Genomic DNA, 21,145 nt, shown 5'->3' with positions numbered 1-21,145 from the left:
TACCGCATTCAGTTGGCCCAGCCCCAAACAAGACTGATATTTTGGAACCAGTTGAAGTGCGAGTCGATTTAGCACCATCAATCATCTTCGTGGAGGTGGACATCTATCTTCCTCCCAACCATCGCGCTTCATGCATTAGCTTGCACAGTGGACCTACCACAACCTTGCCCTGACAGGTTGATGCCACGTTCAGCCACGGCTCAGAGAATAGACGAGTTGGGAGAGATCATCGCTGAGTGCCCGGTCTTCAACAAGCCGGGCTGACGAGCTGCGCACGAACCGATGTATCTGCAAGATCGCCGGGCCACAACTATGTTCGGGTTTGAGGTCAACGGCTTGTGCGGCCGCCAGCAGCTCGCACGCCACAAGCTGGCGCCAGAGATCAATCATGTCGGCGCATTTTGAAACGGCCAGTACCGATTGGGTAGCGTGATCCTCCACACCCTCCGAAACCGGCAGGAAATCGAGCATGACCGGGTTGGCCTTATGGCGAATGGCGGCCAATAATGCGACGACAGTTTTTTGCAGCGGCACGAAACCGGCTGAAGCTCCGCCCACAGCGCTGAGATATTTTGGAAGTCCGTTGCGCGAGGAGCCAGTCAATTGAATAAACCGTGCAGCGCTGGCAGCGGCGACTTGTGCTATTGCAAGGCCCAAAGTCTCGAAAGCCAGTGCCAATGCGGGTGTGTGAAAATTGCCGGTTGAAAGCACCCGCTCTTCATCGATGACCACAAGCGGATTATCGGCCGCTGCATTCAGTTCGATTTCGACTGAACGCTTTGCTCCTTCCAGCGCCGTCGACAATGCACCATGGATTGAAGGAATGCAGCGCAGGCTTAAGGGATCCTGTATGGCAGGGCTGGTCGTATGTAATGCCGAACCATCAAGCAAGGCCGTCAGTTGTTCTGCTTCTTCGATTTGACCGCAGGCAGCCCGTGCACGTTGCAACGCCGGGGCGAGAATAAGTGGATTGCCACCCAAGCCTTCAAAACTCAAGGCAGCTGCCTGACGCTGAAAATCAAAAAGCGCCAATGCATCAAAGACAACAAGTGCGCCCTGCCCGACCGATACGGCTGAAGCATTAAGGAGCGAAAGCCCATCTTTCGGACCCAGCTGCGACGGGAGGAGACCGGCCAATTCAAGTGCAGACGCAGATGGGCAAACCTGCCCTTGATACTCTGAATGTCCCTCACCTATCATGCCCTGGGCAAGTGCCGATAATAGCACCAGATCACCTGCTCCAATCGATCCAATTGAGGGCATTACGGGGTGAACCTGTTTATTCAGCAGAGCGAGCAGATCTGTAAATACGGCAGGCGAAATGCCTGAACCTCCCGCAGCCAGCATGGAAAGTCGTGTGGCCATAACCGCCCGCGTCAGTTCGCGGGACAAGGGCGTGCCAGTTCCCATACCGCGACCACGCACCAATTGCTGTTGGAATCCCGTGATATCGCTGCTGACGGGTGTTTTAAGATTAGCGCCGAGGCCGGTGTTCAACCCATAAATCTGCTGCCCGGATGCGGCGGCCCTATCGAGTATAGCGCGCGCTTTTTCCAGCCGTTCATATACCTGCGATGCAATTTCCACGAACGCGTCGTTGCGTGCTATTGCCGCGATATCTGTAATGTTGGCTGGGCCGTTACCGAAGAGGATATTCATGCAAACCGCAATCGCTGGCCAATATTGGCTGTCTTGGCCTTTTCCAACATGGCATGGCCGAGTGCGATATCACTAAGTGACAAGCCTCGGTGCCAGAACAGAATGGTTTCCCCGTCGTTTTCCCGCCCGGATTTATGCCCGGCAACGATCTGCCCTAGTTCGGCGTGCAGAGTTTTTTCAGAAAGTTTTCCAGCTTCAACATGAGCCCGCAGCGAGCCGAATTTGCCGGCTTTGCACTGACCCCAATCATCGACGACCAGCTTATCCATTATATCTGTCAACGACAGTTCGACGGCACTCATCGTGCCATAGGGCACTACAAACGCTCCCTGCTTGATCCATTCGGTCTTCAGCATCGGCTCGGGAGATGGCAGACGCGAAGCTTCGACAATGATATCGGCGCCCTCAACACAGCTGCGCCAGTCATCGGTCACCACGATTTTCTTCCCGAGATCGTTCGACAACTTTTCCGCAAAAGTTTCCCGGCTTTCCGGGCGGCGCGAATGGACCCTGATCTCATCAAAATCATAGAGATGATTGAGCAGACGCACATTCCAGTAGGCCGTGCCGCGTGCGCCAATGTGCCCGAGAATTTTCGAGTTCTTTCGCGCCAGATGCTTGGCACCCAGTGCCGTAATTGCACCTGTTCGCATGTCGGTAATTGCCGTGGCATCGATAATGGCAAGCGGAACGCCGGTGCGAGGATCGAACAGATTAAGCACACCGAATTCCGAAGGATAGTTCCGCTTATAATTATCAACAAAGTCGCCAACGATCTTGACGCCGGCTAAATTCAAAGGTGCAACATACCCCCGTAACACATTGAAGTGACCATTAAAACTTGCATCCGGCTCGAGATGGACGCGCGGTTCGATAACAGTCTGATTGTTGCCTTGAGCAGTGAGAGATTTCTCGATGGCGCCCAGAATTTCAGCATCGGTAAGTGCCAGTGAGTCGATATCAAACGCGTTCAGATAATCGATGTAGACTGGTTTCATGTTTGTTTTTTTGGTCACACTGCACGCTCCGGAATACTGAGCCCGAGATTCCCACGTAGTGTCTTTCCTTCATATTCTGTACGAAAGAGACCACGTCGGCGAAGCTCGGGTAAAACCAAATCAATAAAATCCTTCAGCGCACCAGGGAAGTATGCGCCCATGATATTAAAGCCATCGGCAGCCTTGGCAAGAAAGCGCTCCTCCAACCTATCAGCGATCTGCATGGGCGTCCCAATCAACTGCCAATGACCGCGTGCGCCCGCGAATTTGCGGGCTGATTGCCGGATATTGAGGTTCTCCCGCCTTGCCTGATCGACAATCAACTGCTGACGACTCTGTATTCCGTCGGTCGCAGGCATTTCTGGCAAAGGTCCGTCGAGCGGGTATTGCGACAAATCTTTAATGCTCAGATAGCTGGCCAGCAGTGCGACGCCGACCTCATCTGGAATGAGGTCCTGCAGGGCCTCATATTTCGCCCTCGCCTCGCTCTGTGAATTCGCGACTATTGGAGAAATACCGGGAAGGATTTTGAGGTCGTCGGGCTTTCGACCGAACGCCGGCATCCGGGATTTAAGATCAGCGTAATAGGCCTGCGCTTCTTCGATCGTTTGCGCGGCAGTGAATACCACATCTGCTGTGCGCGCTGCCAGATTCTTACCCGCCTCCGATGCGCCAGCCTGTACCATAATCGGGCGTCCCTGCGGTGAGCGCTGGCTGTCCAAAATACCAGTTAGGGTGAAATGTTTGCCGTGATGGTCCACGGGATGAAGTTTAGCTGGATCGGCATAAACTCCGTCGCTGATGGTGTGTGCATCACTATCCACACCGTCCCACAACGCTGCTGCAGCACCGGCAAATTCTTCTGCCCTTTCATAGCGCTGCGCATGGGGCCTCAATCCGCTGGAAACAAAGTTTTCAGCTTCAAGTTCACTGGCAGACGTGACCAGGTTCCAGCCTGAGCGCCCGCCACTCAATTGATCTAGCGAAGCGAAGGCGCGTGCCAGACCGTAAGGCTCATTGTAGGTTGTCGATGCGGTGGCAACCAGCCCGATATGGGATGTATTGACCGCCAATGCAGCCAAAAGCGACAGCGGTTCGAACATTGTCGAGCGTGCCCCCTGACTTGCGAGATCAGGATCTCGCTCACGTATTGCCGCTGCATCCTCTACGAATACCATGTCAAATTTTGCAGCCTCTGCCATGCGCGCCAATTCGATGAAGTGGTCGATATTGACTCCCGCATTGGCGATTGCATCCGGATGCCGCCAGGCTGCGATGTGATGCCCTCCCGCCATCAGAAAGGCACCAAGTTTCATCTGCCCTGAATTCGTACCGGTCATGATGCTTGCTCCGTCATAGCAGTTGCCGGATGGGCAGGTCTTGGCAAACTCAGATGCTCGCGCAAAGTTTGTCCAGCATATTCTGAACGAAAAATGCTGCGTTTCTGGAGTTCGGGCACGACACTTTCAATGAATGGATCGCGGCCATTGGGCAGAAAGGGGGAAAGGCTGATGAAGCCCTCGACCAGTTCGCTCCACTTTTCCAATTGGTCAGCAATTGCCTGTGCAGTTCCGACCAATTCGATGCCGGAAGTTTGTTCGTTGACCTCGATCAAACCACTGAGCTCCTGCCGAAGCTTGTTTGCCTCATTCTTGGTCTCGCCAATATAGGGGACGATATTGACAAGGATTTTGATGTCGCTTCGTTTGCGTCCGGTTCGATCAAGGGCTTCGTGAAAGTTGGTGAGCGTCGATTTCAACTCTTCCGGACTACTTACATCCAGGAAAATCACTTCTGCCTTTTGCGCGGCAAGCTCTAGTGTCTGCGACCGTAACAGCGTAGCGACTACCGGTTTTGCCTGCGGTGATCGATTGACGTTGAGCGGGCCGCGAACCGTGAAATTTTCACCGACGTGGTTCAACACATGCATTTTCTGGGGCAGGAAAAACCGCCCCTCGTTCTTATCATAGACAAAAGCGTCGTCTTCCCAACTGTCCCACAATCTGCTTACGACGTCGATGTACTCGGCAGCTTTTGCCGAAGCTGATGCTGCGATATAATTCCACCCGGTGCGACCGTGACTGATCGTATCAAGTGAAGCAAATCGTCGCGCCAGATTATATGGCTCATGCTGATCCATAGCTGCACTGGCTATCAACCCGATTTTGCCTGCCATGGTCGCCAAAGCCGCAATCAGTGTCGTGGGTTCAAACGGAACGGTTTGGGCTGACAGGTTTTTAACTGGCCTATGGCCAAAATTGTCTGCAAAAAGAACAAAATCCAGTTTTGCATCCTGCGCCCGCTTCACCTGTTCCGAAATTCGATCGAACCGAAGCGCATTTACCGATCCATTTTTTTGCCATGCAGCAAGATGATGGCCGAACGGCGTAATGGAGGTTCCAAGATGCATCTTCGCGCTCCCTGCGCCGTCAAACTGAAAAGATGGCGTCGCGGCTAAGTTTACCCGTCACGGTGCCATGTTCGTCTATCACTGCAAGAACGTCGCTATTGGCGGCAACCATCAGTGCCAGCGCATCGCGTAGATTACTTGTTTGCCTGACGCTCCTTGCATTGTTTGACGGTGCGTCGCCATTCATGGCATCTGCGACAGTAAACAGGCTAAGCCGCTTGATCGCTCTGTCTATACCGACGAAATTTTCGACAAAAGCGTCTGCTGGATGTGACAGCACAGCGTCTGGCGTATCATATTGAACGATCTTGCCATCTTTCATGATGGCGATGCGATCGCCTAGCCGGATCGCTTCGTCAAGATCATGCGTCACAAGTACGACCGTCTTTTTCACCCGCTGCAATATCTGGCGAAACTCGGCTTGCAGCCTTGTGCGAGCAATCGGGTCAATCGCCCCGAAAGGTTCGTCCATCAGCAGGACGGGAGGATCGGCAGCTAGAGCGCGCGCCACACCGATACGCTGACGTTGTCCGCCGGAAAGTTGGCGGGGATAGCGCTTTAGCATTTCGTTAGGATCGAGACCGACCAGATGAAGCAGTTCTTCTGTGCGGCTTTTGATCCTAGCGTCTTCCCAGCCAAGCAATTTGGGCACCGCCGCAATATTTTGCGCTATGGTCATGTGCGGAAACAGGCCGACCTGCTGAATCACATATCCAATATGCCTGCGCAGTTGTACGGGATCAACCTTGGTCACATCCTCGCCGTTGACGATGATCTTGCCTTCGGTCGGATCAATGAGGCGATTGATCATCCGCATTGTCGTCGTCTTGCCGCAACCTGATGGTCCGATAAGCGCAGTGGTTGTGCCCTCGGGCACAGCAATTGATAGATCGTCAACCGAGGCAGGCCCGCCATCGGTGTAGCGTTTGGTGACGTGTTCCATGTTAATCATGCGGCCGATCTTTCTGAAAAGAAAACTTTCTCGGCAAGGCCAAGGATGAACTCGGTACCAAGTGCCAAAAGTGCGATTGGAATCGCTCCGACGAGCAGCCGCGACATATCCATCATGCTGATACCAACAGCGATAAAATCGCCAAGGCCGCCTCCGCCAATGAATGGCGCGAGTGTTGCTCCTGCCAGCACCTGAACGGCAGCAGTACGTGCTCCAGCAAACATGGCTGGCGCCGCAAGCGGAATACGGATTTTCCGCAGAACCTGCCCGCGGCTCATGCCCATCCCGATTGCAGCTTCGATCGCATCCGGATCGACATCCCGTAATCCGATAAAGGCATTGAGCAGAATTGGCGGAAGGGCAAGTACCGTCAGTGCGACAATGGAAGGCAAAAGCCCGATACCCAGCAAAGGCATCATGATCGCAAGAATGGCAAGGCTCGGCACCGTGCGCAGAGCGTTGACGATATTGATTACGCTGAAGGCGAGATTACTGCGGTTGATAATCAGGATCGCCAACGGAAGCCCAATAGCGAGCGCAATTGCAAGAGAAACACCCGACATAACGAGGTGGCGACCCAGCGCCTGATAGAACTCAGGCTGATGTTCGATTATCCAGGTAAAGGCAGTGCTTAACATGCTGTCACCGCCCTCTTGCCATCAGTTTTTCGGCCTGGCTGAAGACAACATCGAAAAACGTAGCCATCAGAGCGGTCAGTATGCCACCAACGAGAATTTTCTCGGTGTATTCCTGATCTATTCCCGTGAGAATGATAGTGCCGAGACCTCCGCCATCAATGAATGCGGCAACAGTCGCGATTCCTATCACTGTTACAAGCGCAATACGAATGCCGGAAATTATAAGCGGCATTGCAAGGGGCAACTCGATCTGAACCAACCGCTGCCACGCGCTGTATCCCATACCATCTGCGGCATCCAGTACGTCGGCGGGAACACCACGTAAGCCCGTCACGACATTGCGCAACAGGATGAGCAAACAATAAGATGATAGACCGACCAGTGCCGGTTTTGTGCCAAGCCCCAACCACGGTATGAGCAAGGCAAACAGGGCAAGGCTCGGAATGACAAAGATGATACCGGTAATCGTCAGCACGACCGCATAAAGTTTTTGCCGGCGCGCGCAGATGACGCCGAGTACCAGCGCGATTATCAGTCCGATGAGAACCGCAGAAACGGACAGGAACAGATGCTGCCAGGTTGCGGTCAGTATTTCAGGAATGTTTTTAGGAGCCCAATTCAAAGGTGTTTCCTGTATTGCCGGTTCTGCAATGAACCAGCGGAGATGCAATCATCTCCGCTGGTTCCTATCGCATGGTCGCTGCAGCTTTTGGTTCCTTTTAGGCCAATCAGATACCTTTTTCCTTCAGGAATTCGGCTGCTACTTCCTTCGGTTCCTTTTTGTCACGCTCTACCGCTGCGTTCAGTGCGCGCATGTTTTCATTGTTAAGGAGCGGGCTGATCTTGTTCAGCACTTCAGCAATCTTTGGATTCTTGGCCAAAGTATCCTGCCGAACGACCGGCACCAGATAGTAGGGAGGGAAAAGATGTTTGTCGTCATCGAGCACGACAAGCTTGCTGTCGGCGATCTGCCAGTCGGTGCTGAATCCATAGGAAACATCGATATCACCGCTCGTAAGTGCGCTGTAGCGGATACCGAGCTTGGCGAAGATGCGGAAGTCCTTGAACTGGATGCCGTAAGTTTGCTTCAGGCCTGGCAATCCATCCTTGCGCTCGCCGAAACCACCCTCTGCGCCGAATGACAAATCTTTGGACGCCGGACCGAGATCAGTCAGCGTCTTGAGCTTGTATTTCTCGGCAGTTTCAGGAAGCGTGATAATCGCATAGCCATTGTTGATCTGCGTGGGATAGAGAAGTGTCAGCTGCAGGTTTTTCTCGTAGTAGTCTTTGACTTCCTTGTAGATTTTATCGGCGGTCCCCGACAAATCCCCTTTAACAACTGAAGCCAGAGCCGTGCCGGTATATTCCGGATATAGATCGATTTCACCGCTGGTCAGCGCTGAATTAGCAATCAACGTAGCGCCAAGGTTCAACCTGCGCTCCACCGTGAGCCCCGCCTTTTCCAAAGCCTGCGCGTAGATTTCGGCAACGACGAATTGTTCCGTGAAATTTTTGCTGCCAATCTTAACCGTTTGGGCAAAACCAGAAGTCGCTCCAGCGAGCGTTATAAGAGCGCCCAGACCAAGCGCAGCGATGCTTTTCAAGATCATGATTTTTCCCAAGAGCTTCGTAAGATCTCGACGTATCTTACTGGTTTAACTGATTATTTTTCATGCTATCAATCTTATCGACTAGTTTCGTAGAATGGTTTCCCATTTTCGCCCCTATAAGTAGAAATTATTTACTAGTGGATTGCAACCGTCGTTCAGACCATTGCTGTCATGTTGCGGCAACAGGATCGACCTGCCGATCTCGCGTTAACCCTTCACTGCGCCGGCGGTCAGACCCGATACAATTTTGCGTTGGAAAATCAGAACCAGAATGAGAAGCGGAAGCGTAACCGTTACAGAAGCCGCCATTATCTGACCGAACGGATATTCGTAACGGCTGCTACCGGTAAGCAGACCCATAGCGACAGGGACCGTGCGGTTCTCATCGGTGAGAATGAACGTCAAGGCAAACAGAAACTCATTCCACGAAAGAATAAAGGCAAGCAAGCCTGTGCTGGCAATGGCCGGCCCCATAAGTGGTAGGAGGACATGGGTGAGTATCCTCAGACGGGAGCATCCGTCAATTAGCGCAGCCTCCTCGAGTTCTTGCGGCAGATCTCGAATGAAACTTGTCAGAACCCACGTCGTAAATGGCAACACCAACAAGAGATAGGAGAAGACAAGTGCCGTCGGTCGATTGTAAAGACCGAGCCATCCGATAACCTCGAACATTCCGGACAAGACAACAACCTGCGGGAAAACTGAAATCATCAGCACGCAGATCAGAATGATACGGGAAAACCGAAAATTCATCCGCCCCAATGCATATGCCGCCAAGATACTGATGACTAGAGAGATCACGCTGCTGGTAAAGGCGACAAAAGCTGAGTTGACGATTGCACCAATAAAGATCGGGTTGTGATAAAGGGTGATGTAGTTACTGAAATCCAGCGAGGGCAGCAAACTGAAAGAATAAAGATCTTCGCGCGATTTTGTAGAGGAAATAATAGCCCAATAATAAGGGAATAACATGTAAACGAGCACCAGCGCTACACCCGCATAAAGCCCGGCACGTTTGGCAATGCGTAATTTTCGATAGGTGCTGTTGGAATAATGTCTTGAACCTCCCGCCATCGGTCAACCCGTATTCCGGTCGAGTCTGAGAATGCTCACCATAGCGATCGCAATCAGCCCTATTATAAGAAACACCCAAGTTGAAGCGGCGGAACCTACACCCAGGTCCTGAAAGCTGATCAGTTGATCCCGCGCATAGATTGACATTGTCATCGCCTTCTCATTGTTGGCGGCAAGGACATAACTCAGATCAAACATCCGCAGCGCATCGAGTGTCCGGAAAAGAACGGCTACTCCAATGGCGGGTGTCGCCAGCGGCAAGGTGATCGACCACAGACGCTTCCATGCAGGCACTCCGGAAACCTCAGCCGCTTCGTGGATTTCTTCCGGTATCAACTGTAAACCAGCAAGAATAAGCAGAACCATGAAGGGCGTCGTGACCCATACGTCGATGAAGATAACCGTGCCGAGGATAAGGGACGGATCAGCTGTCCATGCGATGCCCTTTTCAAGGAAGCCTAGCCAGATCAAGCCCTTGTTGATAAGGCCAAATTGATCATTGAACATCCACTCCCAAATCTTCGCGGATACGACCATCGGCATGGCCCATGGAACCAATATAGCGGCCCGCACCAGCCCGCGCCCGACGAAGACGCGATGCAACAGCAAGGCGATCGCAAAACCAAGCAGGGTCTCCAACGCCACCGAGATAGACGTGAAAACAAGCGTATTACGTACGGCCCCCCAGAAAATGGAGTCTTCCCAAACGGTAATAAAGTTCTGGAAGCCGACAAAATTATAATCTGCAGGATTATCGAGAAAGGCATCGGTGAAAGAGAAATACATGTTCCGTGCCAGCGGCCATGCGGCAACAGCCGCAAGTGCCAGCAGAAGTGGCAGGAGAAAAAACCAGGCTATGGTTGTTTCCCTGTTCTTCATTGACTTATTCCGACTGCTGGTTTCAGAACGGGTCCGACGTCCAGGCACTGGTCTTTATCATCGAAAAGATAGATATCCTCGGGCTTCCATCTCAAGCCAACCTTCGATCCTGAAGCACATGCCGGAATGGCGCCTCCTGAGCGAACTGTCCAGATCGTCTCATCGCTCAAGCGTATATAGGCGATCTGTTCGTAACCAAGGTCCTCAACACGTTCAAAGATGCCCTTTATGCAACGGCCCGAGTCTGCGGAGATTATTTCCAAGGATTCTGGACGAAGTCCAAGTGTAACTGGTTTTTTTTCATGCCGCTGATCCAGTTCAAGCTCGAATCCGCCGGGGCCGGTTATCCAACCTTGGGATTCACTGACAGACGCAAAGTTCATGCGAGGGCTACCAAGGAAACCTGCAACGAACTTGTTTGCCGGATGATCATAAAGCTGACGGGGCGTTCCAACCTGTTCAATGCGCCCGTGATTGAGGATGACGATCCGATCGGCGAGTGTCATGGCCTCAGTCTGATCATGCGTAACGTAAATCATCGTGGCACTGACTTCGGCATGCAGTTTGGCGATTTCGAAACGCATCTCCATTCGCAAATCAGCATCAAGATTGGAAAGGGGTTCATCAAAGAGGAATAGTTTTGGCTGACTGACCAGAGCCCGTCCTATCGCAACGCGTTGGCGCTGCCCGCCTGAAAGCTGCTTTGGCTTACGATCGAGCAGATGGCCGATTTTCAACATATCAGCGACCTTGGCCAACCGCCGACCGATCTCTAGCTTGGTCATTCGCGCTGTTTCCAGGGCGAAACTGATGTTACGAGCTACATTCATGTGAGGATAGAGGGCATAGGATTGAAAAACGAACGCAACGCCGCGTTTTGACGCTGGTACGTCCGTAACTTCTTCTCCATCGATGGAGACGGTCCCTTGCGAGACAGGAACCAACCCCGCGACGACACGCAGCAAGGTTGATTTGCCGCAGCCTGATGGCCCCACGAAGACCACGAATTCTCCATCTTCAATGTCGAGGTCGATCGACCGGAGCACATCAAAAGCTCCAAAGCTCTTGCTGACTTCTTTCAGTGTGACGGAGGCCATGATGTTGCCCTTGCCTTAACCTGTAACTTGCAATGCGTGAGCTTTGGTGAACGAGAAGGCGCCTGAGGGTATTATCCGCAGGCGGCTTTGCTTCAGTTGGCTTTTACGTCGCGCTTCAGCTTCTTTTCAAGCTGCGCAACTTCCTCTGCCACATCGCCGGTCCCGGAGATTATATCATGGACCGCGCGATAGAAGGTGCGCGAAACCCGATTATAGTTCTTTCCGGTCGCCGCAGATGGCCTAGCAACGGATTCTTCGAAAGCCGCTTTCGCCATGGGCATGAACGGTATTTTGGCGAGAACATCAGCGTCAGTGTAGAGCGCTTCAACCGTAGGGTTGTATCCGCCCTTTATTGCTCGCATTTTCTGGTCCTCAAGGCCCACCATATACCTCAATAGTTCTGCAGCTTTCTCTTGCTTTGCCGAATATTTCGACACGGCCAGATAGGCTGTACCAAGAGCACCGCTTGATTTTTGCCCATCTGCCCCGATCGGCAATGCAGACACGCCAACCTTATCAACCAACTTGCCACCCTGCGCCTGAGATGTGCCCCAGACATAAGGCCAGTTGCGGTGGAATACGGCATTGCCACTTTCGAAGAGCGCGCGCGAACTCTCTTCATCGTAGTTCAAGACACCCTTTGGAGAAATCGTATCAATCCAGCCCCGCGCCCGTGTGAGTGCGGCAACGGTCGCTGGATTGTTGATTGTCACCTCTCCTTTGTCGGAAAGAATGGTACCGCCACCGCCTGCGGCGATCCATTCCACGGCGTCACAGGTAAGCCCCTCATAGCTGCGGCCCTGCCAGGCGTAACCCCACATATCGGCATTGCCAGCCTTGCGCTCACCGTCCTGAATTTCCTTGGCGGTTGCTGTTAGCTCATCCCAGGTCTTCGGTGCCTGCTTGCCATATTTTTCCAGCAGATCCTTTCGATAGAACATCAGACCGGTATCAATGTAGAAGGGCATGGCAACAAGCTTGTCATCGATACGGGCGGCATCTGTCGCCGACGCAAAATGAGCCTTTACCTCTGCCTCGGGAACAAGCGAGACAAGGTCCGAGAAGTGATCCTTCATCATGCCCAACCAAATCACATCCACATAGAGCAGATCGACATCAGCCGATTTGGAAGCGAATAATTGCTGATAGATCGGAATGGCGTCATCGAGATTTTGCGGTGTGCGATTGATCTTGACTTCGTTACCCGAGGATTTTGCCCATTTTTGAGCCCCTTCTTCGCAAAGCTCATAATCCGTGGCCGAGCAGAACATCGATATGGTTTCTGCCTTGGCTGGTAACGCCACTGCAACTGTTAAAAAAGCGAGGCCTGCAAGCAGTTTATGTTTGTATCCCATCATCGTTCCCTTTTTTTCCTGATTGATTGGAGTCATCAGTCGGCGGCGCTGCGCCGCCGGTATCGGTCAAGATCGGAAAGATATGGCAGGTTCCTGCCACCATATCCGGTTACTGCAAGCGAGCCGCAAATCACTGCCACTTCCAGGGCCGAGATAAAGTCCGGCTCGTGCAGCAGACCGTGAACAAACCCTGCGTTGAAAGAGTCCCCGGCTCCAGTCGTGTCGAAAACATCGACCGACAAAGCAGGAAGCCGGTAGACACGGCCATTATCGCTGGCGATAACACCTTCCGCTCCACGCTTGATCACGACGGTGCTGCAGTATCGGGTAAGAACGCCGAGCGCGATTTCGACGTCGGTTTCCCCGGTGAGCGCCTTGGCTTCTGTTTCGTTGGGCAGGAACACATCGATCTGTCGCAAAGCCTCAATCAGGCCAGGCTCCGACAAATCCATATCTATGTGCTGGCAGTCCGAACAGATTCTTATGCCGAGATTACGAGCCGCATTGATAAGTGCCTTGCGCTCATTATCAAGCGAGAAGCCCTGCAGTAGAAGTACGTTTGGCCGGATTCGTTCAAGATCAGCCGGTGTCGGGCTGGGATCACGATCTTCGCTGTAACTGATGAATCCGCGATCATCGGTAAACGAAAAAGCCGAGCTCAGCCGCCGCCAAGGCTTGCCCAGTTGGATAAATAAGCCATCGTCAATACTCTCTTTTCGAGCCTCTTCCATGATCATACGACTGAAGATGTCGTTACCGAAAGCACACCACCATCCGGCATTTGTCCCAAGACGCGTCAGTGCCAAGGCTGTTGAAAATGCGGCACCCGGCACCCAATCAAATTCCTGAGCCCAAAGATCCGCGCCCATTCGAGGGATATCCGGCAGACCACGAAAAACGAGATCGAAATAATATTCGCCAACGACCATCACTTCGTAGCTTGATCGCGTGGTATTTATCATTTCCATACTCCTGCATATGGCGCATGAGCGGCAAGGTATTCGTCGACCAATGGAACTGCACGCGAATAGGACAGCACAAGCGGATGGGCCATCAAAGCTTCAACGGCAACATCGCGGCTTCGCTCGCGAATTGCCTTTACAGCCAGACGTTCATAGTGCTTGACGCTTTGAACAAGCTGAAATTGTGAATCCGGCATCTTGCCGATATGCAAAGGGCGAATTCCCTCCTTGTCAACGACGCAGCTTACTTCGACAACATCGTCGGAGCGCAGACCGTCTATTGATCCCTCATTGCGGACGTTGAGGCCGCTGTAGCAAGGCTTTCCTGTTTGCAGCGCATCCACAAGATTAAGCGCAACTCCAGCGTAACCCTCGCCTTCTTCCGAATTGCCCTCATGGCTGCCGGTATCGATCAGGCTATCAGCTTCTTCCATGGTTGGAGCATCTTCGAGCGCATAATGCATATAGGTTGAGCTACGACGGCGCTCATAGGCGTAATAGCGGTTCAGTGCCTCCTGCGCATTCTTCTCAAGGTCGATTGAGCCAAGCGTCTCGATCAATGTCCGATTGAGATCTTTGACTTCCTCGCCGCGGGTACGGACGTCGGATTTCAATGCGGCCACGGCTCTTTCGGCATAGTAGTAGTAGTAGAGATATTCATTGATCCAGTTTCGCTGCCGGCGGATAATCTTCGGATCAAACATCCGTTGCGACGTCGCCTTTAAAAAACGATCGTCATCCAGCAAGGCCTGCAGAACCTCTTGCCCGTTTATGCTTGCGCTTCGCGTAAACGAGAGATGATTGAGGCCTGCCACTTCTGCGTGCACATCGTTTTGTGGAACCTTGAACCACTTCGCCAAGGCTTCCTGCGCGCCGTTGGCGCCATCACAAATGCCGACCGTGCGATGAAAGCCTTCATCCTGAAGTGCTTGCGCAACAAGACCAGCCGGATTTGTGAAATTAAAGAGCCAGGCATCCGGACTGACTTTCTTTAAAAGCCTCGCATATTCCAAAATTACCGGAATGCTGCGCAGAGCCATGGCGAATCCGCCTGGCCCGGTTGTTTCCTGTCCCAGTACGCCGTGTGAGAGGGCAATCCGCTCATCCTTGATCCGGCCTTCTTCGTCGCCAGGGCGAACGGTTGTAACAACATAATCTGCACCCTCCAGCGCTTTTTCAGCACTGGTGGTCAGGGAGATTTTCACGGGGGATTGGTTCCGACGACCCAATTCCTGACTGATACGCCCGAACAGTTCGAGCTTCTTCTCGTTGATATCCAGCAGGCAAATTTCCTTCAGCCCGCTCTGTTCTGCCCGGCGAAGGGCCGACCCAACAAACAATGGCGCTCTCACTCCGCCGCCGCCAACCAAAGTCAACTTCATGAATTGCTCCAATGCTCACGCTGTGCTATTGCTACTGGTCATAACCAGTTATGTCAACATGGTCGAAACATATTATATTCAGTAGCCTCGACAACAGGCGTAGCAATCTGGCACATAGCTCAGGCACCAAAAAAGCGGGTGAAGATTTGAAATGAGTGAAGCACACCGGAGTGGCCGAACAAATTCGGTCGATAGAAACCACCCCGACCCGCTCTATCTCCAATTGCGGACTGTCCTCAAGAATATGATCGACAGTGGAAAACTCTCGGTCAACGACAAACTGCCATCCGAGCGCGAACTTGTGGCATTGTACGGTGTAAGCAGGATTACCGTTCGGCAAGCAGTGAAGGATCTCGAGAATCTCGGCTTTCTGCAAACTCGGGCGGGCAAAGGTATTTACGTTACCGAGCCTCAGCCGACCTATGAAATTGAGATCGTACGGAGCTTTACCGAAACTGCCGAGGCGAATAATCGCAAGCCTGGCATGAAATTACTCGCCGCAGACATTATTCGAGGCGAGGCAGATATTACACGTCCGCTTGGACTTCCTTCAGGTTCAAACGTTGTTTTCATTGAGCGGCTGCGTTTCCTTGATGATTTGCCGGTTGTCGTTCAGCGCGATTGGTTTGCCGAGGCACTGACTCCAGACATTTTGAATATAGACTGGAGCACCGGAAACAGGTCACTCTATGCCGAGTTCAAAGATCGCTATGGGGTCATTCCCGCGCGTGGTCAATCAACGCTAAGTGCCCGTCTCGCGACAGAGCCTGAGGCAGGGTTTCTGCAACTTGATCTTCCTGCAGCTGTTCTTACTCTTGATCAGATTGCCTACGATAGCGAATATCGCCCGGTGAATGTCAGTTCAATGGCTTATCACCCTGTCCGTTACCCGTTATCGTTGACTCAATCTCGCAGGCGCAGCTGATTCCAACCAAGCGCTTTTCCAAGGGTATTGCCGATGACTATTACTCAAGCTCCCTGGCTGATTATTGGTCAAGAATTAACCCAGGCCTTATCGCGAATAGACGCAAACTCATTTGACGGTCTGGCACAGATCTTCAAAAATTCGGAACGCCGCTGGTTTTTTGCCGGACAAGGTCGCTCCGGTTTGTCTGCACAAATGGCTGCTATGCGCTTCATGCACACCGGGCGCAAGGTCCACTTTGTGGGCGAAGCATCTGCACCATCGATTCGAAGAAATGACGGACTGCTGATCCTGTCGGCTTCGGGCCAGACACCCACCAATTTGCGTTTTGCCCGGACAGCCAAGTTGGAGGGAGCGACCGTTGTTGCACTCACCGGGCAAATGGGCAGCCCACTAGCCGAGATCGCGGACTTCGCATTGCACGTACCCGCAGATGCGACTGCCCAGTTTGGCGGAAGCCTTTTCGAACAGTGCAGCCTGATCATGCTCGACAGCCTTATATTTCGGCTAACAGCTGGCATCCCGGACGTGCATAAAGCCATGCAGTACCGTCATACGAATCTGCAATAGCGCTCCAGAAGAATGCATCCAGCTCGGAGCGTTTTTCTAAGTGTGAGGCTGGCGACAACAGCCCGAACGAAAAATTATCAGTGCGGGGCCATACCGCCATGGCAAAGAGCGATTGTCCTCAAGCGGGAACGAAAGCGGCTGGAATCCTGTTTAATCCCGGCTGACAAATTTGTTGAACCGACTCTGAGCGCCATCATCAGTCTCTTCCTGATGAAGAAATGCCAATTTGCTGTTATCGAAAATCTCGAAAAACTCCACCCAGTCAATTCTTTCAAGGTTTTCTTCCGGTTCGCCGAAGTCGATGCGCAAAATTCCACCTTTTCCCTGGGTCCGAACAACGGAAGGCCTGCCATTGCGCGCTTCTGCCCACTTGCGGATTTTATCGTGATTGGTTGTGCTGCTCGAATTGCTCATCTAAATCTCCTCTCGCCTTGACCACGCTGATAAAGCGAAATGCCAGAGACGGACGCTAGTTCCATAAATCGACGAAACTCATCCTCGTCAAATCAGCTTTGGACACGAAACCTGTGCCGATATCCAAAGGAGATTTCCGGGGCCAGGCCTTATCGGGTCGTTAGAAAGCAAGACCTTGGCAATTTGAAACAAAGCCAGCATTTCTGTGATTTGGGTTCTGGGAATGCGCCCGGGGGATCGCCGCATCTCGCATCATGCAATACCCGATTTGCGAATTGATTGGAGCAGCAGCATTGGATCCAGGGATCACTGCCAGCGCCAGAGCAAAAACATGCCAAGAGGAGTGGCTATTGCCATCAGTTAATCGTTCGGGTCGACGCAGTGGCGCCCCAGGCAACCCCTCACAGAGCTTGGTTCTGCAAGACATTTCGATCGTTCGCGTCGGCCAATCGCACACCATCATGCCCAAACTAAATGGTTACGACGGACGCATCAGGACGCCCCTCAAAACCGTCTGTGTGATCGTCTTTGCAGCCATGTCGTAGTCCACGGCATTCAGCTCCCTCACATTGAGCGCATCGCAGGCCAATGCCTCGAATTCGGCGTAGAATTGCGTTACTGACCACAACAGAATGAACAGGTGGCGGGCATCGATTTTCTCGATCTTTCCAGCCGCCGCCCATGCATCAATTACCCTTGCCTTCTCGGACGTAACGGTGCGCATGTGATCGCGGGCTGCTATAGAAAGGTGTTCGGCTCCCTGCAGTATCTCATTTGCGAAAAGGCGCGTCTCGGCGGCATTCTCCCTGGCGTTATCCAGCTTTGCGCGAACATAGGCCTCAATCGCATCGCCGGGTTCACGATCGGCGGAAATATGCCGAAACGCATCATCCCAACTGTGGATCAGGTGATCAATGGCAGCATTGTAGATTTCCTCTTTGGACGAGAAATAATAATAGACATTGCCCTTGGGCAGCCCCGAAGCCTTGGCGATCTCAACGATGCGCGCACCATCAAGACCTTTGCGCGAGAAGATCTCGACGGCCGCGGTTAGGATCTTGAGCACATTCCGCGCTCTAATCGGCTCATCCGACGCGGCTTGCGCGGCAAGCCCTTTTTCAGCGGCGGTATGAGTTGCGCTAAGTTCTTCTACCATTGCTATCCCGTTATTTTCCATAAGGTTTTGTCCGAATATTCGTCCACGTCAACACTCCTTTATGATTCGGAGGCACGTCAGACCCATTGAAGGGCCGCAAAGAATCGTAGCGCCAATAAAAAAGAAGTTGACAATTTGGTCAAGTTTTTTCATGAAAAGCTGACAAAACGGTCAGGTTCTTGGAAAATCAGCTAGAGCCGACCAGTCGGGGGACGAGGGAATGCCAATATCGTTAAGGGTCGCCATGGAGGAATTCCTGTCAGATTGGTCCGCGGACCTGACTGCACCATGGCGCTCGCTTATCGGGCATGCAGGGCCTGACATCGAAGCGATAGCGCCTGAACTCGAACTGGAGGTCTGGGAGCCGATTTTCCCCGTTCGTCTCGGCAAGCATTTTCCGGGAATGCCTGCCGGCGCACACTGCCTGAGGGCGTTTGAAGGAATTAAACCAGACGACGTTCATTGTGTCATTCTGGGTCAGGACCCCTACCCCGAGCCGGGGTTTGCTACCGGACGTGCCTTTGAAGCCGGGAATCTTGCGAGTTGGAACGAACTTAACAAGATGTTTTCCAAGAGTATTCGGGCCTATATGCAGATGATCGTGGCGGCGCGAACCGGCGATCTATCTTACGCCCACAGCTTCGAAGAATGGCCGAAAACGCTTGCCGCCATGGAAAGCGGTACGGTCGACATCGAACATCCATCCGCCGTCGCGGACCGCTGGGTCTCAAACGGCGTTCTGCTTTTGAATGCCTCGCTGACACTCACCCGTTTCAAGGTGAATATGGATGAGCATCAGACGAAGGGCCATCTGCGACTCTGGCATCCGCTGATCGTGGAAACCCTGCGTGTCCTTGCCTCCCAGGGCAAGCCGCTGGTGTTCCTCGGTTTTGGTGGCGCCGCTGCAGACGCACTGGCAGACGCTGGCATTGACGAGTCTGCCAATGGGAATCTTCGCTGCATCTTGCGGGAACATCCAGCCTATGCCGATGCCGTTCTTTCCAGACCCAATCCATTCATTCTCTGCAACGACTCTTTGAAGGAGATGGGCGCTCGTCCCATCGCGTGGTAACCATGGTGTCAACGAAAACATTCGATTTCATAATCATAGGCGCCGGTTCGGCAGGCTGCGTCCTGGCAAACCGCCTGTCCGCAGATCCCACCAACAAGGTGCTTTTGCTTGAAGCGGGTGGACGGGATCTCAACCCATTGTTTCGGCTGCCCATGCTTATGGGCAAGCTGTTTCATTCGGGCATCTATAACTGGCACTATCACACTGAGCCGGAGCGGCATCTGAACGGACGCTCTCTCTATTGGCCTCGTGGCAAAGTACTTGGCGGAACATCCACGATCAATGGCATGATCTATGTTCGCGGCAACCGTCACGACTATGATCGCTGGGCGCAGATTGGCGCAGCGGGATGGTCATACGATGAAGTACTGCCGGCATTCCTCCGCTCCGAGAACCACGTGCAACGCAATGGCGCCTACCACAATTCCGAAGGTGAACTGACGGTCTGCCGGGCACGCGGCTGGAACAGCCTGCTGGATGTTTTCAACGAGGCAGGCGGACAGGCCGGATATCCTCACAATGACGATTTCAACGGTGGCGAACAGGAAGGTTTCGGTCGCTATGACTTCACCATCGCCAAGGGCAAACGCTGCTCGGCGGCTTATGCCTTTCTGCGCCCAGCCAGGAAACGCTCGAACCTGACGATCATTTCGCGCGCACATGCAAGGCGTATCCTCATCGAAAATGGCCGGGCTATCGGCGTCGAGTTCACTCGGAAAGGCAATATTTCGCAAGTCTATGCAGACCGTGAGGTGATCCTGTCTGCCGGTGTCGTTAACTCACCGCAAATTCTCATGCTGTCGGGAATCGGCGCGGCGGACGAACTTGCGCAGCATAATATTTCGGTCGTCCAGGACCTTCCCGGTGTAGGCAAAAACCTTCAGGATCATGTTGATTGCGTCATGTCCTATGAGTGCCGGGAGCCGGTCACACTCTATTCGGACCTGCGCGCCGACAAGCTTACCTGGTCGGTGATCCAGGGCATGCTGTTTGGAAAAGGAATCGCGACGACTTTTCCATATGAAGCCGGTGCTTTCGTCAAATCGCGCCAAGACCTGGTTGCACCCGATATCCAGCTTCACTTCATGCCGGCACTTGAAAAAACCGCGAACCTGCATTTTCCAAATCCGTTCAAGAAAGAGCGGGTGGAGGCCAATCATGGCTTTTCATTGCGCGTTGGTCCGGTCAATCCAGAGAGCCGTGGCGAGATCAGGCTGCGCTCGGCCGATCCGATGGACAGGCCATGCATCACAGCGAACTATCTGCAAACAGAATTTGATATTCGAACGATGATCAATGCGATCCGCATGACGCGGGATATTATCAAGCAAGCTGCTTTCGATAAGTATCGCGGCAAGGAACTTGCCCCCGGTCCCGCCGTCGAAAGCGACGCGGAAATGATCAGGTGGCTGCGCGCCAATGCCATGACGACGTTTCATCCGGTCGGCACCTGCAAGATGGGCCATGACCAAATGGCTGTCGTCGACTCTCGATTAAAAGTTCACGGCGTAAAGGGCCTGCGCATCGCGGATGCTTCGATCATGCCAATTATTTCGAGCGGCAACACGAACGCCCCTGCGATCATGATCGGGGAGCGGGCCGCTGAATTCATTCTCAAGGAGCCATCCATATGATCGTCGAACATCGCACCTATACATTCCGCCCTGGAACAGTCGATGGCTGGCTAAAAAAATACGAAACCGAGGGCCTGCCGATCCAGAAGCGGCACTTGAACACCTTCCTCGGCCTCTATGTCAGCGAGATCGGCCATCTGCACAAGACAGTTTTGATGTGGCGCTATGACAGTCTCGCCGACCGGGAGGCAAGACGGGCAGCCATGTATGCTGACCCGGATTGGCAGGCATTCATCTCCGCAGTCTGGTCTCTCGACGCCATTCAGAGTCAGGACGTGATGATCATGAATCCGGCACCATTTTCTCCCGGCGCCTGAGACGGGGGATGTCTGAAGTGAGAAGGGTGCACAATCCTGGA

The 21,145-nt window shown here is 53.0% G+C and carries 21 protein-coding genes; 5 read left to right on the top strand and 16 right to left on the bottom strand.

The genetic code is table 11. The features are described 5' to 3' along the window. Window positions 1-189: 189 nt before the first annotated feature. From QFZ34_RS03040 to QFZ34_RS02975, 14 genes are all read right to left on the bottom strand, one after another. Entirely contained in the window at window positions 190-1,659 is a 1,470-nt protein-coding gene (locus tag QFZ34_RS03040) for an HAL/PAL/TAL family ammonia-lyase (RefSeq protein ID WP_307276776.1), read from the bottom strand. Then, entirely contained in the window at window positions 1,656-2,657 is a 1,002-nt protein-coding gene (locus tag QFZ34_RS03035; RefSeq protein WP_307278866.1) for an ornithine cyclodeaminase family protein, read from the bottom strand. Before QFZ34_RS03035 ends, QFZ34_RS03040 begins: the two co-directional genes overlap by 4 nt. 14 nt (window positions 2,658-2,671) lie before the next feature. After that, window positions 2,672-3,997: an LLM class flavin-dependent oxidoreductase gene (locus QFZ34_RS03030; RefSeq protein WP_307276773.1), complete on the bottom strand. Its 1,326-nt coding sequence runs from the start codon at window positions 3,995-3,997 to the stop codon at window positions 2,672-2,674. Further along, window positions 3,994-5,067, bottom strand: a complete 1,074-nt coding sequence (locus QFZ34_RS03025; protein ID WP_307276770.1) for an LLM class flavin-dependent oxidoreductase — start codon at window positions 5,065-5,067, stop codon at window positions 3,994-3,996. Before QFZ34_RS03025 ends, QFZ34_RS03030 begins: the two co-directional genes overlap by 4 nt. 19 nt (window positions 5,068-5,086) lie before the next feature. Further along, window positions 5,087-6,019, bottom strand: a complete 933-nt coding sequence (locus QFZ34_RS03020; protein ID WP_115055621.1) for an ABC transporter ATP-binding protein — start codon at window positions 6,017-6,019, stop codon at window positions 5,087-5,089. Next, on the bottom strand, window positions 6,016-6,657 hold the full coding sequence (locus tag QFZ34_RS03015) for an ABC transporter permease (protein WP_307276764.1): 642 nt from the start codon (window positions 6,655-6,657) through the stop codon (window positions 6,016-6,018). Before QFZ34_RS03015 ends, QFZ34_RS03020 begins: the two co-directional genes overlap by 4 nt. Before the next feature lie 4 nt (window positions 6,658-6,661). Then, window positions 6,662-7,279: an ABC transporter permease gene (locus QFZ34_RS03010; RefSeq protein WP_307276761.1), complete on the bottom strand. Its 618-nt coding sequence runs from the start codon at window positions 7,277-7,279 to the stop codon at window positions 6,662-6,664. A 106-nt stretch (window positions 7,280-7,385) separates the two neighbouring features. Next, entirely contained in the window at window positions 7,386-8,267 is an 882-nt protein-coding gene (locus QFZ34_RS03005) for a glycine betaine ABC transporter substrate-binding protein (protein ID WP_307276757.1), read from the bottom strand. Window positions 8,268-8,474: 207 nt separating this feature from the next. Further along, the gene (locus QFZ34_RS03000; protein WP_307276754.1) at window positions 8,475-9,341 is read right to left on the bottom strand and encodes a carbohydrate ABC transporter permease; all 867 of its coding nucleotides are present in this window, start codon (window positions 9,339-9,341) and stop codon (window positions 8,475-8,477) included. A 3-nt stretch (window positions 9,342-9,344) separates the two neighbouring features. Further along, window positions 9,345-10,220 (bottom strand): carbohydrate ABC transporter permease, encoded by an 876-nt coding sequence (locus tag QFZ34_RS02995; RefSeq protein ID WP_307276752.1) that lies wholly within the window; start codon window positions 10,218-10,220, stop codon window positions 9,345-9,347. Beyond that, a complete protein-coding gene (locus tag QFZ34_RS02990; protein ID WP_307276749.1) occupies window positions 10,217-11,317 on the bottom strand; it encodes an ABC transporter ATP-binding protein in 1,101 nt (366 codons plus the stop codon). Before QFZ34_RS02990 ends, QFZ34_RS02995 begins: the two co-directional genes overlap by 4 nt. 92 nt (window positions 11,318-11,409) lie before the next feature. Beyond that, on the bottom strand, window positions 11,410-12,672 hold the full coding sequence (locus QFZ34_RS02985) for an ABC transporter substrate-binding protein (protein WP_307278863.1): 1,263 nt from the start codon (window positions 12,670-12,672) through the stop codon (window positions 11,410-11,412). Between the two features lie 35 nt (window positions 12,673-12,707). Then, window positions 12,708-13,634 carry a carbohydrate kinase family protein gene (locus QFZ34_RS02980; RefSeq protein ID WP_307276746.1) on the bottom strand — a complete coding sequence of 309 codons (927 nt, stop codon included), beginning with the start codon at window positions 13,632-13,634 and terminating at the stop codon, window positions 12,708-12,710. Continuing rightward, a complete protein-coding gene (locus tag QFZ34_RS02975; protein ID WP_307276743.1) occupies window positions 13,631-15,016 on the bottom strand; it encodes a family 4 glycosyl hydrolase in 1,386 nt (461 codons plus the stop codon). The genes QFZ34_RS02980 and QFZ34_RS02975 overlap by 4 nt, the downstream gene beginning before the upstream one ends. A gap of 151 nt (window positions 15,017-15,167) precedes the next feature. Between QFZ34_RS02975 and QFZ34_RS02970 the strand changes: the two genes are divergently transcribed. Both QFZ34_RS02970 and QFZ34_RS02965 read left to right on the top strand, forming a co-directional pair. After that, window positions 15,168-15,941, top strand: a complete 774-nt coding sequence (locus QFZ34_RS02970) for a GntR family transcriptional regulator (RefSeq protein WP_307276740.1) — start codon at window positions 15,168-15,170, stop codon at window positions 15,939-15,941. Between the two features lie 33 nt (window positions 15,942-15,974). Further along, window positions 15,975-16,511, top strand: coding sequence for an SIS domain-containing protein (locus QFZ34_RS02965; protein ID WP_307278860.1), 537 nt, complete (start codon window positions 15,975-15,977; stop codon window positions 16,509-16,511). Between the two features lie 150 nt (window positions 16,512-16,661). Here the strand turns inward: QFZ34_RS02965 and QFZ34_RS02960 are convergent, their stop codons facing one another. Next, complete coding sequence (locus tag QFZ34_RS02960) at window positions 16,662-16,925, bottom strand: hypothetical protein (RefSeq protein ID WP_307276737.1); 264 nt, start codon at window positions 16,923-16,925, stop codon at window positions 16,662-16,664. Between the two features lie 478 nt (window positions 16,926-17,403). After that, window positions 17,404-18,081, bottom strand: coding sequence for a TetR/AcrR family transcriptional regulator (locus QFZ34_RS02955; RefSeq protein WP_307276734.1), 678 nt, complete (start codon window positions 18,079-18,081; stop codon window positions 17,404-17,406). A 220-nt stretch (window positions 18,082-18,301) separates the two neighbouring features. On the opposite strand from QFZ34_RS02955, the gene QFZ34_RS02950 reads away from it, so the two are divergent. From QFZ34_RS02950 to QFZ34_RS02940, 3 genes are read left to right on the top strand one after another with little or no spacing between them, the layout of a single operon-like run. Then, a complete protein-coding gene (locus QFZ34_RS02950; protein ID WP_307276731.1) occupies window positions 18,302-19,153 on the top strand; it encodes a uracil-DNA glycosylase family protein in 852 nt (283 codons plus the stop codon). 2 nt (window positions 19,154-19,155) lie between these two features. Then, window positions 19,156-20,787: a GMC family oxidoreductase gene (locus QFZ34_RS02945; protein ID WP_307276729.1), complete on the top strand. Its 1,632-nt coding sequence runs from the start codon at window positions 19,156-19,158 to the stop codon at window positions 20,785-20,787. Next, complete coding sequence (locus QFZ34_RS02940) at window positions 20,784-21,104, top strand: NIPSNAP family protein (protein WP_307276725.1); 321 nt, start codon at window positions 20,784-20,786, stop codon at window positions 21,102-21,104. The genes QFZ34_RS02945 and QFZ34_RS02940 overlap by 4 nt, the downstream gene beginning before the upstream one ends. Window positions 21,105-21,145 lie beyond the last annotated feature (41 nt).

The organism is Phyllobacterium ifriqiyense, assembly GCF_030817885.1.
Classification (GTDB): Bacteria; Pseudomonadota; Alphaproteobacteria; order Rhizobiales; family Rhizobiaceae; genus Phyllobacterium; species Phyllobacterium ifriqiyense.
The sequence above is the reverse complement of the archived record's forward strand: the minus strand, read 5'-3'. Positions and strand labels throughout refer to the sequence as shown.

Excerpts from the sequence above, each read along its gene's own strand:
- QFZ34_RS03000 (WP_307276754.1), bottom strand. The coding sequence starts at position 9,341 with ATGGCGGGAGGTTCAAGACATTATTCCAACAGCACCTATCGAAAATTA.
- QFZ34_RS02955 (WP_307276734.1), bottom strand. The coding sequence starts at position 18,081 with ATGGTAGAAGAACTTAGCGCAACTCATACCGCCGCTGAAAAAGGGCTT.
- QFZ34_RS02985 (WP_307278863.1), bottom strand. The coding sequence starts at position 12,672 with ATGGGATACAAACATAAACTGCTTGCAGGCCTCGCTTTTTTAACAGTT.
- QFZ34_RS02950 (WP_307276731.1), top strand. The coding sequence starts at position 18,302 with ATGCCAATATCGTTAAGGGTCGCCATGGAGGAATTCCTGTCAGATTGG.
- QFZ34_RS02990 (WP_307276749.1), bottom strand. The coding sequence starts at position 11,317 with ATGGCCTCCGTCACACTGAAAGAAGTCAGCAAGAGCTTTGGAGCTTTT.
- QFZ34_RS02970 (WP_307276740.1), top strand. The coding sequence starts at position 15,168 with ATGAGTGAAGCACACCGGAGTGGCCGAACAAATTCGGTCGATAGAAAC.
- QFZ34_RS02975 (WP_307276743.1), bottom strand. The coding sequence starts at position 15,016 with ATGAAGTTGACTTTGGTTGGCGGCGGCGGAGTGAGAGCGCCATTGTTT.
- QFZ34_RS03015 (WP_307276764.1), bottom strand. The coding sequence starts at position 6,657 with ATGTTAAGCACTGCCTTTACCTGGATAATCGAACATCAGCCTGAGTTC.
- QFZ34_RS02945 (WP_307276729.1), top strand. The coding sequence starts at position 19,156 with ATGGTGTCAACGAAAACATTCGATTTCATAATCATAGGCGCCGGTTCG.
- QFZ34_RS02960 (WP_307276737.1), bottom strand. The coding sequence starts at position 16,925 with ATGAGCAATTCGAGCAGCACAACCAATCACGATAAAATCCGCAAGTGG.
- QFZ34_RS03040 (WP_307276776.1), bottom strand. The coding sequence starts at position 1,659 with ATGAATATCCTCTTCGGTAACGGCCCAGCCAACATTACAGATATCGCG.
- QFZ34_RS03030 (WP_307276773.1), bottom strand. The coding sequence starts at position 3,997 with ATGACCGGTACGAATTCAGGGCAGATGAAACTTGGTGCCTTTCTGATG.
- QFZ34_RS02940 (WP_307276725.1), top strand. The coding sequence starts at position 20,784 with ATGATCGTCGAACATCGCACCTATACATTCCGCCCTGGAACAGTCGAT.
- QFZ34_RS03035 (WP_307278866.1), bottom strand. The coding sequence starts at position 2,657 with ATGAAACCAGTCTACATCGATTATCTGAACGCGTTTGATATCGACTCA.
- QFZ34_RS02980 (WP_307276746.1), bottom strand. The coding sequence starts at position 13,634 with ATGATAAATACCACGCGATCAAGCTACGAAGTGATGGTCGTTGGCGAA.
- QFZ34_RS02965 (WP_307278860.1), top strand. The coding sequence starts at position 15,975 with ATGACTATTACTCAAGCTCCCTGGCTGATTATTGGTCAAGAATTAACC.
- QFZ34_RS02995 (WP_307276752.1), bottom strand. The coding sequence starts at position 10,220 with ATGAAGAACAGGGAAACAACCATAGCCTGGTTTTTTCTCCTGCCACTT.
- QFZ34_RS03005 (WP_307276757.1), bottom strand. The coding sequence starts at position 8,267 with ATGATCTTGAAAAGCATCGCTGCGCTTGGTCTGGGCGCTCTTATAACG.
- QFZ34_RS03020 (WP_115055621.1), bottom strand. The coding sequence starts at position 6,019 with ATGATTAACATGGAACACGTCACCAAACGCTACACCGATGGCGGGCCT.
- QFZ34_RS03025 (WP_307276770.1), bottom strand. The coding sequence starts at position 5,067 with ATGCATCTTGGAACCTCCATTACGCCGTTCGGCCATCATCTTGCTGCA.